This window comes from Candidatus Zixiibacteriota bacterium (assembly GCA_021159005.1).
GTDB lineage: Bacteria > Zixibacteria > MSB-5A5 > UBA10806 > 4484-95 > JAGGSN01.
On record JAGGSN010000195.1, the window covers coordinates 25,599 to 41,616 of the forward strand.

General features: G+C 40.2%; 10 protein-coding genes and 1 pseudogene. 3 read left to right on the forward strand and 8 right to left on the reverse strand.

Annotated elements, in window-relative coordinates; translation table 11 throughout:
• Positions 1-14: 14 nt before the first annotated feature.
• Together J7K40_12400 and J7K40_12405 are read right to left on the reverse strand one after the other, a co-directional pair.
• Entirely contained in the window at positions 15-2,117 is a 2,103-nt protein-coding gene (locus J7K40_12400; protein ID MCD6163192.1) for a T9SS type A sorting domain-containing protein, read from the reverse strand.
• 515 nt (positions 2,118-2,632) lie between these two features.
• Entirely contained in the window at positions 2,633-5,554 is a 2,922-nt protein-coding gene (locus J7K40_12405; protein MCD6163193.1) for a sigma 54-interacting transcriptional regulator, read from the reverse strand.
• A 297-nt stretch (positions 5,555-5,851) separates the two neighbouring features.
• Here J7K40_12405 and J7K40_12410 point away from each other — a divergent pair.
• Positions 5,852-6,166 (forward strand): annotated as a pseudogene (locus J7K40_12410) (transposase).
• Positions 6,167-6,550: 384 nt separating this feature from the next.
• On the opposite strand, the gene J7K40_12415 reads toward J7K40_12410, so the two are convergent.
• The 4 genes from J7K40_12415 to J7K40_12430 all read right to left on the reverse strand — a co-directional run bounded on the left by J7K40_12415 (position 6,551) and on the right by J7K40_12430 (position 11,328).
• Positions 6,551-9,556: a DNA polymerase III subunit alpha gene (locus J7K40_12415; GenBank protein ID MCD6163194.1), complete on the reverse strand. Its 3,006-nt coding sequence runs from the start codon at positions 9,554-9,556 to the stop codon at positions 6,551-6,553.
• Complete coding sequence (gene dinB, locus J7K40_12420) at positions 9,519-10,754, reverse strand: DNA polymerase IV (protein MCD6163195.1); 1,236 nt, start codon at positions 10,752-10,754, stop codon at positions 9,519-9,521. Before dinB ends, J7K40_12415 begins: the two co-directional genes overlap by 38 nt.
• 149 nt (positions 10,755-10,903) lie before the next feature.
• Positions 10,904-11,068 (reverse strand): hypothetical protein, encoded by a 165-nt coding sequence (locus J7K40_12425; GenBank protein MCD6163196.1) that lies wholly within the window; start codon positions 11,066-11,068, stop codon positions 10,904-10,906.
• 38 nt (positions 11,069-11,106) lie between these two features.
• The gene (locus J7K40_12430) at positions 11,107-11,328 is read right to left on the reverse strand and encodes an IS3 family transposase (GenBank protein ID MCD6163197.1); all 222 of its coding nucleotides are present in this window, start codon (positions 11,326-11,328) and stop codon (positions 11,107-11,109) included.
• Between the two features lie 593 nt (positions 11,329-11,921).
• Between J7K40_12430 and J7K40_12435 the strand changes: the two genes are divergently transcribed.
• A complete protein-coding gene (locus tag J7K40_12435) occupies positions 11,922-13,613 on the forward strand; it encodes a cation:proton antiporter (GenBank protein ID MCD6163198.1) in 1,692 nt (563 codons plus the stop codon).
• 177 nt (positions 13,614-13,790) lie between these two features.
• On the opposite strand, the gene J7K40_12440 is transcribed toward J7K40_12435, so the two are convergent.
• The gene (locus J7K40_12440; protein ID MCD6163199.1) at positions 13,791-14,201 is read right to left on the reverse strand and encodes a hypothetical protein; all 411 of its coding nucleotides are present in this window, start codon (positions 14,199-14,201) and stop codon (positions 13,791-13,793) included.
• Between the two features lie 143 nt (positions 14,202-14,344).
• Positions 14,345-14,809 carry a hypothetical protein gene (locus tag J7K40_12445; GenBank protein ID MCD6163200.1) on the reverse strand — a complete coding sequence of 155 codons (465 nt, stop codon included), beginning with the start codon at positions 14,807-14,809 and terminating at the stop codon, positions 14,345-14,347.
• Between the two features lie 394 nt (positions 14,810-15,203).
• On the opposite strand from J7K40_12445, the gene J7K40_12450 reads away from it, so the two are divergent.
• Positions 15,204-16,001: a Fic family protein gene (locus J7K40_12450; GenBank protein MCD6163201.1), complete on the forward strand. Its 798-nt coding sequence runs from the start codon at positions 15,204-15,206 to the stop codon at positions 15,999-16,001.
• The last annotated feature ends 17 nt before the right edge of the window (positions 16,002-16,018 follow it).

Here is a 16,018-nt window from a genome sequence, read left to right on the forward strand (position 1 = left end):
TTATGAAAATGATGCTATTTAACCAGCATCATCTGTTTAGCTTCGGCGAAATCGCCTGTTTCTATGCGGTAAAAATAAACACCGCTGGTTACAGTATTGCCGCTGGCATCGGTGCTGTTCCAGATGACATTATGCATACCGGCGTTTTTGTACTCGTTGACTAACGTATTCACTAACTGACCGTTTATATTGTAAACAGCAAGGTTTACATTGCCCGCCTCAGGGAGCGTATAGCTGATAGTAGTAGTTGGATTAAACGGGTTGGGGTAGTTTGACAAAAGGGAATAAGTTTGCGGAAGGTTAGAGATTTCTTCGGTCTCGGGTGTGGCTTTGCCAGTCGTAGAATACCAAACACAGGTTTTGGCGGCATATTGATGATAGCCATATCCATAGATGAAATCATCAACATATTTTAAAGTAAAATTACCGTATGATTCGCTCTCGCCTTTATACAAGAAAGCGTTATAATAGTTGCCCTGATATTGTGTTTTGTACCAAGCCATTTTATTATAAGGATTCATATAGTACAATTTAAAACTGAAAGATTCGCCATCATGGGATACATTTATCCAATTCCAGCGGTTTCCTACGCATCCTAACCAATTATAGTATAATGTATCCACGACTGGTGCAGGGGAGCCGACAGTAATATGAATCGAATCAGAGTTAGTATTACCATAAAAGTCTTTAGCAACAACTTTAATCCCATATTCGCCATCTGAAGGAGGCGTGTAAAAATACTGATAATCGGAGTCACAATCCGAATCTGTATTCTTGAGTTGTCCGTTTACATATGTTTTCACCTCAATAGAATTATGAGGCTGATTAGTGCCGGGTTCACCTCTACCCATGCCGCTGTAATCCGCTTCGATAGTTATTTCACTGCCGGGTGTAAATTGATTGCCATTAGTGGGGCTGGTAATCAGGATTGTAGGATCTTCTTCATAAGGCACAATCCACAACTTTACCTGGGTTTTACTAGTATTTACCATTTCGTAATAAACCAGCCACTGTTCTCCATCTCTAGAGAATATCTCTTTATCACCAATTTCTAAACATTCACTATGATATGACGTACCACTACAGTTGCATAAAGTTACGAAAACATCCGGATTACTCACATATTGCTCGATATATGCCCTAAACCTCCAGCAATGACCATTTGCTCCAAGTACTTCAGCGCTGTTGTTATGATAAATCCAGCCGTAATAGGTCATATCCTCGAATAAACTTCCCCAAACAAGCGGCAGACAGGCGCCCTGCTCCTCTTCGTGGTTGTAAGTATCCATAATTATCGATGTGTACTGCATAACAGGCCCTAAAGCCTGAAACCGGGTGGCAATATTTCTCCAAAAATTAGCGCCCTTGAAATAAAAGGCTATATCATCTCCTTCTGTAGCGTAAGTACCGCATCTCTCGCAAACAGTGCCTATGAAGTTTATGGATTTAGCTCCTCCCCCATATATGAATTCCTGTGTGGCTTGGGCGATTCCGCTCGCCATACTCAATGGCCAACCCCTATCCTCTAAGTTGTCCTCGACCTCGTCATCTATTGAGTTCCAGGCGCTATGTATCCGACCAGAAAGTGTGGATGCCTTGTATTCCTTTATTATCCCGTCAACGTAAATATTCTCATTAAGGTCGTATGACGCCGTATATATGGTGATATTTCTGTTGGGAGGATTACCAGAGTGATCTCCATATTTATATCTCACATCCCAGTTGGTCTTACTGCTATATTGTGTTGGAACTTCATAAATTATTCCAAAAAGATTTTTATTCCGATTGCCGCCCGAATCCAATCGATAAGGCGTAGCAGTTGAATAATCAACTACCTGATTATCTACCAATAATTCGACTCTCTCGATAATCTCGGAAAAATACGAATGAGAGCCGCTTACGCCCTCCGAGGCAACCAATACTATAATATAGTCCGATGGTGTCTGGGTAATATCAACATTCCATGAATTGCCAGTGCTAACAGTACTGGTATTTTCCTCACAGTTAAGATAATTGATAGCTTCATGCAGCTTATTACATGCCTTGGCGCTTTCGGGAATGCCCATAAGAGCAACAAAGGCAATCAATAGCCAAGCTGTTATTTTTAAATATTTCAAATTTCCCTCCGTTTCATATTTAGTATTCAGCTTTTCTTGTCTTTAATCAAATTATTAATTATAAAACCAAAGTATTTTTTATCCTATCCCCTCCCTTATAATATTCTCATCCTAAGAATATTGTAATTAATTAGATGTTAATTTTAAAATAATTGTTTTAAATGTTGCCTTAATAAAACCTCCTTCCCTTTTTTCTGTTAAATTGCCTAGGCTGATTTCCGACTAAATCGACTCGTCATGTAATAATTACTAAAAAAGCAAAAACTTAATCACATGCTGTTGTCACTTATATAAAGCAACAAATATGCCAAAGCTCTATATGACCGTGTAATTATTTAACAGAATAATTAAGTACCGCTATATCAATATATTGCAAACGCCTGATAATGTATCAGTATATTGCATAAGCAAAGATATATTGCAATTGTTGACCTGAAATCTGGTCGTTGACCACAAAATATTTGGTCATTAATAAGCTATTGTTTGAATAATTGATAGGATATGGTATTTTCGAGCTATGATATGTTGTATTTTTTTAATTTATATTGCAAACCGCTAAGTCTGAGTTTTAATCTTTTAGCTGTTTGGCGCTGGTTTTTGCTAGAGATGCTAAATGCCTCTTTAATAATATCTTTCTCGTATTTTTCAACAGTTTCTTTTAAATTAAATTCATTATTTTTCAGTATTAGTGTCCTATATTCGACGATGTTATTATTGCCGCTAATATTTTCCAACTTGAGATCTTTAGCTGATATATATCCGGAATCATTTAAGATTACAGCTCTTTCTATTTTATGCTTAAGTTCTCGAACATTACCCTGCCATTGATAGCTATTAATAGCTTTTTGTGCATCATTGGTAAACCCTATTTTATTTCTTTTCCTGCCAAACTGACCGAGAAAATAGTGAGCCAACAGCATAATATCATCATCTCGCTCACGCAAAGGAGGAACCTCAATCGGCACGACACTAAGCCTATAATATAAATCCTCACGAAATTTGCCCGCCACTACCAACGGTTTCAGATGTTTATTGCTGGCGGCAATTACTCGAACATTCACATTCATCCTTTTAGTTTCTCCAACTCTTCTTATATCTTTTTCCTGCAATACGCGAAGCAAATTTGACTGCAGATTAAATGGAATTTCGCTTATCTCATCCAAGAAGACCGTGCCGCCATCCGATGTTTCGAAAAGCCCTTTTTTCATAGAATAAGCACCGGTGAAAGCGCCTTTCTCGTGCCCAAAGAGTTCACTTTCCAACAATCCGGCAGGTATCGAACCGCAATCTATTATTCCTAAAGGTTTATTCTTTCTAAAGCTGGCGCTGTGGATAGCATGAGCAACCGATTCCTTGCCGGTACCGGTTTCACCATAAATTAAAACGGCGGCATCGGTTTCGGCTACTTTGTCTATCATGGTAAACATCTTCAGCATAGGTTCACTTTCACCAATTATTCTTCTTGTGCCAGTCTGCTTTTCATGCAGGTTAATAATCTCTGTTTCTAATAGGGTAGAACGCCGTTCGCTTTCTTTCAGTTTTCTTTCCGCCAACTTGCGCTCAGTGATATTGCGAACAATAGCCAATACCATATTTTCCACATCGATTTTCATCCGGTTAAGACTTACCTCTGTCTCGAAAGTTGTGCCATCCGGACGGCAATAAACCCACTCAAAAAATTGATGTTCGCCTTTGAGAGCATTTTTGATTTTTTCCAGCGCTTTTTCTTTTGATTCCATACTATCCGGCTGCAGGTAAGGAGAAAATTCATAATAAGAGCGGTTAATTATATCACTTCGGGAACAACCAAACATCGCTTCGGCTGCCGGATTGCAGTCTATAAAAACATCTTTTCTTATAATGAATATAGCATCCTCGGCGCTTTGATAAAGCGTTCGGTATTGCTTTTCGCTTTTCTTCAACTCTTTGGTTTTTTCCTCGATTATCTTATTGCTTTCCTGCAGTTTAGCTAATGTGGTAGACAGGTGATTTTTCTGCTCGGTAATCTGAATGTTTTTTTCATTAAGTATTTTATTGGCTTTTTGTTTGACTCTATAACGACTATAAATTATCAAAGCTAAAATCAATATTAATCCGGACATTACAATCAATGAATCGCGGACATACTCTTGACGAGCAATTTCTGACTTTTGAATTTCATTATCCCTGCGCAGCAGCTCGTTTTCTCTTTCTTTCTTTTCAGTTTCATATTTGGTCTGCATTTCAGCGATTTTCTCGCTGCTTTCTTTGGTGAAAATACTGTCTTTTATATCTGCATACATCTTGTAATATTCAAGCGATTTTTTATGATCACCTTTTACCGAATACAAATCCGATAAAAGCCTGTAACATTCTTGTAATAAGTATTTATCTTCAACTTCTTTAGCAAATTTCAAAACTTGTTCAATATATAGATATGCTTTATTATAATTTTTTAACTGTTTATAGATATTTCCAATATTATATTGAGAATTGGCAATGCCCATTTTATCGCCAATTTCTTTTTTTATTTTCAACGACTTAAAATAGTATTCTAATGCCTCATTATAACTGCCTGTTTTTTCATAAACCGAACCAATATTATTAAATGTTTCACTAATGCCCCTTTTATCACCGGTTTCTTTTTCTATGTTCATGGAATTTGAATAGTATTCTAAAGCCTTACTATAATTCCCTAATTTTAAATAAATAGATCCAACATTATTCAACGATGCGGCAACACTTAGTTTATCACCAATGCGTTCTGTTATTTTCAATGATTTCAGATAATATTCTAATGCTTTACTATTATCGCATAATGCTAAATGAATATTTCCAATGTTATTTAAGGAACCGGCAATGTTTTTATCATCACCTATTTTTTCCATTACTTCCAACGATTTTAAACAATATTCTAAAGCCTTGTCGTAATCATTTATTCTTAAATATATGCTTCCAAGGTTATTTAGGGGTTTAGAGATATTAACCGTATCACCAATATCCTCATACATTTTATAGGATTTCAGATAATATTCTAATGCTTTATTGTAATCGCATAATACTAAATAGATAGTTCCAATGTTATTAAAAGAACCAGCAATATTTTCTTTATCGCTAAATTCTTGTTTTATTTCCAGAGATTGCAGAAAATATTCTAAAGATTTATCATAATTACCTAAAAAAAAGTTCCCTGCACCAATATTATTTAGAGAATTTGCTTCCCCATTTCTATCTTTTTCTTTTTGCGCTAAAGTTAATGCCTGTTTTCCATATTCAATTGTCTTATCGGGTGATACCCCGCGATATTCTTTCGCGATTTCATTTAAAAGCTCGACTTTCTCTTTATCGGTTCCATCGAAATGCGATAAGACAACCTCCAAGCTGTCAATATTGGCCTGCGCAAATAAAGCAACGCTGTATACAAGAACAAAGAATAAATTAACTATATATATTTTCATGAATTCTCCATTTTAAGCAACAATTCTACTTTCTTGTGAAACATACAATACTCGAAGTCGTCAATTGCCATAATTCTATTTGTGTAACCTGTCGCACTGACTTATGTGCTGGTTGGATTAAATATACTACATAATTAATAAAAAGGCAAGACTCTGAAGCTATATTACGCAACCTAAATTCTTTTTCTGTCTTTCCGTTAAAAAAACATTGTTTTGTTCTGCCTCTGACGGAAATGGACTTTTCCTCGATTTGAGTTAGTTGTATAATTAATTATCAAAAACACGGAGGAAAAGTTAATGAACAAGCAACGAAAGCATTATTCGCCTGACCAAAAAGTAGCTATCATAAAGCAGTATTTATTAGAGAAAGTGCCTGTTTCTGATCTCTGCGATAAATATGATCTGCGGCCTGCTGTCCTCTATCGCTGGCAGAAACAATTCTTTGAAAATAGTGCCTTAACTTTCCAGCGTCAAACCGGAGCTAAAACTACTGGTCTAGAGAAAAAAGTTGAAGCCTTAGAGTAGAAGTTAACCAATAAAAACGAGGTTTTATCTGAGCTAATGGAAGAACACGTAGCGTTAAAAAAAGTCTTGGGGAAATTTGAGAGCTAATTGGACAGAACCGGGTGCCCCACTCCCGCCCAAAGCGGGAGTGGGTTACCTCATGGTCAAGTTATAATTGGTATTGTGGAAAATGAGATGTCCCGATATCGATTTATAGTTATGAATTGTGAAGTTTGGTAGCTTTTTATAAAGGCATCCCACCCTCGCTTAAGGCGGGGGATGGGGCACCCGGCTAAGAGGGTCTTTCGTGCATCGTCAGTCCGCCGCGGCGGATTTCCTGACGACATTGGCAGCCTCATAACAGAAAGCAGGAAGGGGTTTCTGCCTTCGCGAAGATATATTTTCTTGCCTTCGTGAAGAATAGTCAAGACCGCTAAGAGGGTCTTGGCCTATTAACTGGTCTGCCAATGCTATTATAATTTCACCAATCATCTACATACATGTTTCAAGGCTTTTCGCAGTAATTGAAATCACGCCCTGATGATTTTCAACTATGCCGGTTGCCTCTATAAGCGGTTTTTTGAAAATCCGTTGTCCATATTTTTTGTAAATATCAGGGAAAAGCGTTACCTCGAAATAATCGAAAGCATCCTCCATTGTCAGGAAAACCATGAGTTTGCCATCGCCGGTTCTGATGCGTTTGCGGTCGATAACCTGCCCGATGATTTTAACCTGCTTGCCCCTTAGGTCAGGCAGTTCGCATGATTTCACATGCCCATTGCCGCCGGCAAAACGTTCTGTCGGATGACAGCTTACCGCCATATCGAGAATTTCCTGTTCGGCGGTTAATCTCTCATCGATACTGTAGTTACGCAGTTTCGGCGAAAAATCTACCTCGGACGGCAGAATACTGCCAAGCAAAGGCGTGTTCGGTTCGCTTTTTAAAATCTTTTTACCGTACAATTTCAGATACCATAATAATTGAGGGCGCGTTCGGCCGAGAAAATCCAAGGCTCCAACCCTGATAAGATTCTCCGCCTCTGTTATCGAGGGATGTACGCGCATTAAAAAATCCCCCAGCGATATAAATGGTTTCCGTTGCCTCTCATTTATGATGGTATTGATTGTGGCTTCGGAAATATTTTTTACAAAGGTTAAACCGATTCGTATAGTATCATTTTTTACGACACAAAGTTTATCCGGCCGGTCGATATCAGGCAGCGCAAGTTTAGCTCCGTAACGGCGAGCCTCATCGGCATACACAAAAGAGCGATAATAGCCACAGAAATTATTCAGCATAGCGGTCATATATTCAATCGGATAACGAGCCTTAAGATAACATCCGCGATAGCTTAAGACGGCATAAGTGGCCGCATGCGCCTTGCAAAATCCATAGCCGGCAAACTGGCTTAGAAGTTTGAACACCTGCCGGGCGTTTTCATTTTTTACACCTCTGGATTCCGCCTGCGTAACAAATTTCTCAGCATAAGATGCAAATTCATCTTTGCCCCTTCTCTTGGTGATAGCCCGTCTTAGAAGGTCTGCCTGAGCAGGCGTAAAACCCGCCAAAGCCTCAGCCGAACGAAGCACTTGCTCCTGGTAAACGACATTTCCCAGCGTTTCGGCAAGCGCGGACTTAAGCAGCGGATGCGGATACTCGACCGGCTTTTTCCCCGATAACCTCTCTAAGAAAAGCTTTTTCATTCCCGATTCGGAGGCGCCGGGACGAATAAGCGCTAAGGCAAGAGTAATATCATTGATATTTTTAGGCTTCATCTCAATCAGCAGCGCTCGCAAGCCGGGCGATTCAATTTGGAATACGCCGATTGTCCTGCCTGCTTGGAGAAGCTTGAAAGTATCCTTATCGTTATAATTATATTCGACCGGCCGGCCTGATTTTTTCATAGCAAAATTTTCCCCATCGACGATTGTTGATAAGCCGCGCTGTCCGAGAAGGTCGATTTTAACCAAGCCGAGTTTGGCTATCGAATGCATATCATACTGGGTTATGGCGATGCCTTTGGCCGACATCTGAAGCGGCGTTATATCCAAAAGCTTTCCCGGGGCGATGACTATCCCGCCGCAGTGTATGGAAAGGTGACGCGGATAACCCTCGATTCGAGGAACTAATTCGATTATTGTTTTGTATGGTTCCGTATCTATGGGCAAGTTCTTACATTCGGGGTATCTACCGCGAGTCTTTTGTAAATTGCCAAGGCTGCCCCAAGGAAGTCTTTTGGTGAAATCCGAAATCTCATCTTCCGAAAGGCCGAATGTTTTGGCAAGTTCGCGGAATGCTCCGCGCGCGGCGAATGTATTAAAAGTGCAAATCATAGCGACTCGTTTGCGCCCGTATTTCTCATAGACGAATTCCAATACTTCATCACGGCGGCGCCAGCATATATCAAGATCAATATCCGGCGGGTCGGTGCGCGCCTCATTGAGAAAACGAGCGAAATACAGGTTTTGCTCGATAGGATCAATCTCGGTAATCCCCAGAGTGTAGGAGATAATCGAAGAGGCGGCTGAACCCCGACCGATTATCGGTATGCCGTTATGTTTGCAAAACTCAATTATCTCAGCAACTATCAGGAAATAATCAGTAAAACCGGTTTGCCTGATAATCGCTAATTCCGTTTCAAACTGCGAGCGAACCTCTCCATTTATAGTGCTATAACGGTAATGCAAACCAGCCTCGGCTTTATGACGCAATAACTGATGATTCGATAACCGAGCATCGCTTTTATATTCAGGAAAGTTAAGCTTCCCTATAGGCAATTCCAAGCTGCATTTTTCGGCGGCTTCCAATGTCATGGTAAGGGCTTCGGGATATTCTTTGTATAATCCTTTCATCGTTTTCGGAGCCTGAAGATATGATTTTGGACTAACCAGCATTGACCTGTCAAGCTCATCGATTGTAGTCAGGTTCTTGATAGCGGTTAGAGCACGATGAACAACAAAGTCGCTTTCCTGAATGAAATAAACCGGGTCAGCCGCTATAATATTTATATCATATTCACGCCCAAGTCTTGCCATCTCACGGGCGGTGAGCCGTATCATAAGGTCATCGAACGACTCCATCCCCAAATACAAGTCGCGATTAAAAATATCCTTAAGCTCGCGGATGTTTTTCTTATCCAAACAGATAAATATCAACCCTTCGGCATAAGCCGCAATGTCATCAAGCGAGGGTGGGTGTTCATCAAGCATCCTGATAGTCGATAACCGGCAGAGATTGCCGTAGCCGGTCATGTTTTTAGATAGATAGAAACCTCGACCGGCTTCCGTTTCAATCTCGCAACCGATAATCGGTTTTATGCCATACTCTATCGCTTTAGTGTAAAACTCGACTGCGCCGTAGAGTCCATTTATATCAGCTAAGCCAATAGCCTTATATCCTATTCCCATTACTCCCTCAAGCAGACGGTCAAGACTAACCGGACCATGCAAAAACGAGTAATTAGAGCGACAGCGAAGGGGTGCGTAATTCGTAACCATCAACGACCTCACGAAATTTGCCGCTAAGCGGCATGGTTTTGCCATAGAAAATGGCATGATACCCAAAATGACGGCGTATCCTATCAAGCTCCCTGCTTAGATTGGAATATTTATTTTTTTCATGGTCAAAAAACCCGAACTGCTTCATCGCTGGAATTAATCGTACGGCAGTTATCCCAAGATGACGGATGCCGACCTTGCGAGTGTATATCTCAGAGAACAGCTTCTCCACAGTAGGGAATATATCCGGTTCGTTGTCGGAATAGCCTGATAGAGTTGCCGCGCAATCGGCAAATTTATAATCCACATAGCGGATTTTTACCGCTACCCGGCGGGTTTGTAATGACAATCGCCTGAGTTCGAGGCAAACCCTTTCCAGAAGGTAATACAGCATGCCATTAAGAAATTTTTTATCGACCGAATCGGCATTGAAAGTGGTCTCGCGGGAAATAGATTTCGGCATAGCCTGAGTTTTCACCTTGCGTTTATCGATACCGCGAGCGTAGTCATACCACTCGATGCCGCGTTTGCCAAACAGCTCAATCAGGACAGGCTGCGGTACATCCCGCAACTGCCTGACAGTATATACGCCAAGCTCAGCCAGCAGGGCTTTGGTCTTCCAGCCTATATTCGGAAGCTTGTCAACATGAAGCTCGCCAAGCATATTCTGCTCAGCCTCCGGTTTCAACACAGCGACACCGTCTCGTTTCGATTTGGCCATCAAGCAGGCGATTTTAGCAAACATCTTGGAGGTGCCGATACCAACAGAACAGTTAATATTAAGTCGTTCTCTGATAGCATCTTTGACGGTATGAGACAGAATCTCAATCGATTCGAATAAGGACAGCGAACAGGTTAAATCGAGATATGCTTCATCCATCGAAACCGGCTCGACAAGCGGTGTAAAGCTATGGAAAATATCGCATATCTCCGCCCAGTAATCACGATAGACCCTTATGTCGCCTTTCAGGAAAACAGCATTTGGCAGGCGGCGATGAGCCTCAGCCAGCGACAAACCGAATTTTATGCCAAGCCGACGAGCCTCATACGAGGCGCAAATTACCACTCCGCGCGTACCGGGGAGTCCGCCGACTATAACCGGCTTGCCAATCAGGTCGGGATTTAGCGCCTGCTCCACCGAGGCTAAGAAGGCGTCCATATCTACCAAGGCGATTGTTTTTTGCGTATTTCTCAACATCTGCACATTAATATAGTGAACATATGTGCTCCTGTCAAGATATTTTTTCAGTAGGATGTGAGATTTTTTAGGGATGATGAATGTTGTTATTTTTGATAGTATATATTAGCAAGCAGGTCAATTTGCCTGAGACGGATTGACCTATTGGACTATAATTGTTTTTTGAGTTTTTCGGCGCCAAATTTTTGGATATCTAAGCCGATGATCACCATCAAAATTGCAATTGATGAATCGCGGCCTAACTGATAATACATCCATACGGCGCCAACAGCGAAAATTATTCCGCCTATAACTCTTATGACTATTTTCTTCAAATCATTCTCCCGTATTACTTACGATTACTTATATGATCTTACCCCGTTTTAACAAACACCTTATTAATGTAATTAAATTGTATTTCAAAGTCAACGGGCGATTTATAATCTAAAGCTGAATGTCTTCTCTGACGGTTGTAAAACACCTCGATGTACTCAAAGACGCTTGACTTAGCCTCCTCTCTGGTTTGATAATTTTCATACATCGGTGGAAAGAGTAAGTTTGCCGGTATTACCGGTAATGGTAGCTTTAGCGGCAAATTTACTTCAAAGACCGAATATACAACGGAGTGGCAAGGCGAATACTCACTTAAAAAATAAAAACGAATAATGCAAAGCACGAAGTGGTTACGTAGGGCAGGTCTTTCCAAGACCTGCCTCTTCGCTCTGGATTCCCAATCAAGTTGGGAATGACAATAATAGTAAAGCGTGATAGGATATAGTAACGCCGGTCAATCAATCAATGACCACTTTGTTGACGTCAACAAAATGGTTCAATTAGTTCGTAGGGCAATCCGGCAGCTGCCGGACTTGTGATCTTGACTATTTCGGCTTCTCTCTATTGTTTATCATTCGTCAGTTACGCCGGGCATCCGTTGCAGCTATCGGGAAAACACAGGTACCCCTCCTTTCCATATTCCTAAAACAATCAAATATTTTGTCTTTACTAAATGCGGCTATATGGTGTATTCTTTAATTGTAATGATGTAAAAAATTTGGCGGTCTGACAGCAGGCATATCATCATAAAAACAATGATGCAAAAATCTGAAAACAGTCTTGATGCTGATATTGTATGCGTCAAGATGGAAGCTTGCAACATCCTGACGCCGGAACCCGGGATGATTACGTACTATGGATAATTTGGCTTACTTGCGCGATATAGTTGTAATTCTTGGCTTTGCCATAGTTATCGTAACAGTATTTCATAGATTCAAACTACCGTCCATCGCAGGCTTTATACTGGCTGGCATATTAGTTGGTCCCCAAGGTCTTGGCTTAGTCAACGATGTTCATCAGGTTGAGATTTTAGCCGAGGTTGGCGTTGCCCTTTTATTATTCGGTATCGGCTTAGAGCTTTCGCTTGAGAAACTTCGACGCCTTTGGAAGCTGATTCTAACGGGAGGTTTTCTTCAAGTCGGCCTGAGTATTTCTGTTGTTTTCATTATTTCAAAATTTTTTGGGCTGGCAGACAACACCGCTTTATTTATAGGTTTTCTAATTGCTTTATCAAGTACTGCCATAGTCCTCAGAGAATTACAGCAGCGGGGTGATGTGGATGCTCCTCACGGACGCCTTACTCTTGGCATACTTGTTTTTCAGGATTTCAGCGTGATACCGATGATTTTGGTTATCCCGCTCTTAAGCAGTTCGGAGTCATCCGCAAAGGATTTGCTCGGCGCCCTTATATGGGCTTGTATAATTATTGTCGGAGTACTGTTTGGGGCGCGAATTATTATCCCGCGAATACTAAATGTTATTGCCAGAACACGTCAGCGGCACTTGTTTATTATGGCCGTTTTTACTATTTGCATCGGTACTGCCTGGCTTATCTCAAGCGCAGGCGTTTCGCTTGCTATCGGCGCTTTTCTGGCTGGATTGATTGTTGCCGAAAGTGAATATCGTCATCAAGCGCTGGCGGATCTTATTCCATTTCGGGAAGTGTTCGCCAGCCTGTTTTTTGTTTCAATAGGTATGCTGCTGATTCCAAGTATTATTATCGAGAATTATTTTCTGATACTTATGCTTCTAACGGCAATCATAGTCGGTAAATTTATAATAGTTTTTATCACTGCCGCAATAATACGTTTGCCGCTAAGGGTATGCCTGTTAGCTGCTGTGGCATTAACACAGGTTGGAGAATTCTCTCTTGTTCTATCGTATGCCGCCAAGGGTACCGGTTTATTGGATAAGTCTCTCGAAATTAATTTGATTTCGGCAGTTATTCTCTCGATGTTTATAACTCCTTTTGCTATCCCTTTTGGCCCGCGCCTTGCCGCCGTAGCGGGCAGACTGCGGATTTTTACTCGCTTGTTCAAGACTGCCATCGATGAGGGCGCTGTTGATAAAATCCAAACTATACATAGCCATATTATTGTAGGCGGATACGGTTTTGCCGGTCAGGAGCTTGCACAGACTCTTGATGAATGTGATATCCCCTATGTAATCGTAGATCTTAATATTGATAATGTGCGAAAAGCCGGTCGTAAAGGCAGGCACGCATATTTCGGTGATGTTACCAACCATGAAGTACTCGAGCATTTGAGGGCGGGATATGCTAAAGAGTTAGTTCTACTGATTAACGACCCGGGAGCCGCAGAACGAGCTGTAAAGGTTGCTCGCAGTCTTGCCCCAAATTTGTATATCGTAGTAAGAACACAGTACATGCTTGACATCAAACCGCTCCTTGCGGCGGGCGCCAACGATGTAATATCCGCTGAACAGGAAGCTGCCGTTGAGGTCGCTTCTCGTCTGCTTAACAGACATCAGGTAGAATCCCCGCAGATTGCCAAGCGCTGTTCCCAAATTCGCAATCGACATAATTGAATGGTCGCGTAGGGGCGTCCGCCTTGGGCGGATACGCTTTTTTTTTGCGTATAAATATTGCAGAGTAAAATGATAGGTACATCTATTCGGGGGGGGATATATGTCTCGAAATTTTGATGCATGAATAGTCAAGACCGCAAGGAGGGTCTTGACCTATTGTACTATAAAAGCTAATAATTAATAACAACCTACATTAACAACGATCCGAGTAATTTTTTCCCAATCAACACAAGCTATTTTTGCTATTCCGGTCTCACCCCTTTTTAAATCTGCACTTATACTAACTTTATATTCATCTATCTTTATATCATTAACACCATAAGCTATATATGATATATTTCCAACGCGTCCACCATTATAGGTCATATTCGATTCCCATCCAGCAATATCGTCATGTTTCCATTTTGAAAAGGTAACAGCCTCTACGCAATCACCTGTAATATGTACTTGAACCATTCTTGCGGACTTATGTGAATCAGTACCCTTGAATTTATTGATAAGTTGATCACAGTTTAATAAGAAAGATAAACTAACGATTAGTATAACTCTAACAACTATTACGGTTGAATGTAGTTTAAATAATTTCATGATATCCTCCTTATGATTATTTATCAGGAGACTTAGTAAGATAAATTAATATAAATATAGGACATAAACCCCCGACAAAAAAATGATGGGAAGGATATGTTTTCGGCGCTGGACTGAGATAATATTTTTTTCCCCGATTATATTTACATATCTTTTGGCCAATTCAACATTCCCTTAGCTTTTAATGCAAACACAACATTCATTGCACCTTGTTGTTTTATAGGTACTGTTTCGAATTGCTTTAATACGATTTCTCTTACTTTCTTCCATATTTCGTCATACTTGCAATCTGGTTGTGACCGGCTATTTAATAATATCTTTGCGGCCTCAATAGCATAAGCTTTATTCTTTACTGATGTTGTATAAGGAAAACCAATTGAAGGTTTTGGAATTCCATTAACATATCCTTCTTCACAAAGACCGAGAAAAGCACATTTTGGACAACCCTTATCTTGATTTGTTTTACTATCTGTACATTCTTTAATTGCTTTTTCCCAGGAATCTAATAGAGCTTTCTTTGGAGTCATCTTTGAAATCCTTATTAATTCTTTATAATATTCCACAGCCTTAATAACTGCTTGACCGTACATTCCAAATTTATAAGCCATTATCCCTCCTAATATGATATTTGTATTATCGGCAACCTTTAGAAAAGGATAAATTGTCTTATAGGGTAATTTATAACTATAACTATTTCTTATTCAGTTAAATAGGGCATCCGCCGCGGCGGACGAGCCCTGCCTCTTCAGCGCTTTCATTTACACAATTACTCTCGATATTCATCATCATTATTATCAATTATAATAATATGTTTAATCCTCAATCCCTGTCAAGCCTCATATCCCGAATTATTTATAAAACCTATTTTATTATTAGCATAGCAGGGCATCCGCCGCGGTGGTCTACAAAACCCGACACCATTGCCCATTTCAAAAATTTAATGAGAAACCGAAAAATTCTACTTGTTAAAATAACTATAAATGTTGTATCTTATTAACAATTATGAAAAAATCAGATAAGCAAAAAATAAAAGAACTATTCTTCAAATTAAAAGATACATGCGATAGTTCGCCGCTGGTCAAAAAAGAAATAATCACCGCCTTGAGAATTCAAAATGTGTTAAGCTCAAATACGTTGGAAAATGATTTTATTGATTCGATTTTTCTTGATTCGGCTCTGTACCGAGGCAATATTAGAGTGAAAGAATTTTCTAATCCTGTTTATCGAAAGTGTTTCTTGGAGGTTAAAGACTGCGACCGCATGCTTCGCTATCTCGAAGTCAGAGCTTCTAAAAAAGCAGAATTATCTGTTACATTGCTTCTGAAACTCCATCGAATAATATTCGAAAATAGCTGGCCTGATATTGCCGGTCAATTTCGCAATGTTGATGTCCGGATACGAGGAATAAAACAGCGGCTGCCGCATTACACGCAAATTAAGGAAATTATATACCAGCATGTAGGTTGGGTCGATGGAATTTTAAAACTGCTGGGACCGGTTACGCCGAATAACTTTTATGAGATATTTCATATCGCCGCCGATCTTCAACGTCGGATTATCCATACCTACCCGTTTCAAGCCGGAAACTGGCGAATTGCAAGGGCAATGTCTGACTATATATTGCTTTACAGCGGAATGACCTATAATATAATCGGGGCAAGCGACTACGATAATTATATATCGACAATAGGCAATTCCAAAATCACGGATTTTTCCGATTTTGAGGAATTTTTGCTTGGCTGTTATGGTGAAACATTGAATCGGGTTATCGGCTTCACCAAGCTAAAAAACAAATTCTGATAGATATTTTTCTAACC

Excerpts from the sequence above, each read along its gene's own strand:
- J7K40_12405 (MCD6163193.1), bottom strand. The coding sequence starts at position 5,554 with ATGAAAATATATATAGTTAATTTATTCTTTGTTCTTGTATACAGCGTT.
- J7K40_12415 (MCD6163194.1), bottom strand. The coding sequence starts at position 9,556 with ATGGTTACGAATTACGCACCCCTTCGCTGTCGCTCTAATTACTCGTTT.
- dinB (MCD6163195.1), bottom strand. The coding sequence starts at position 10,754 with ATGTTGAGAAATACGCAAAAAACAATCGCCTTGGTAGATATGGACGCC.
- J7K40_12435 (MCD6163198.1), top strand. The coding sequence starts at position 11,922 with ATGGATAATTTGGCTTACTTGCGCGATATAGTTGTAATTCTTGGCTTT.
- J7K40_12440 (MCD6163199.1), bottom strand. The coding sequence starts at position 14,201 with ATGAAATTATTTAAACTACATTCAACCGTAATAGTTGTTAGAGTTATA.
- J7K40_12445 (MCD6163200.1), bottom strand. The coding sequence starts at position 14,809 with ATGGCTTATAAATTTGGAATGTACGGTCAAGCAGTTATTAAGGCTGTG.
- J7K40_12450 (MCD6163201.1), top strand. The coding sequence starts at position 15,204 with ATGAAAAAATCAGATAAGCAAAAAATAAAAGAACTATTCTTCAAATTA.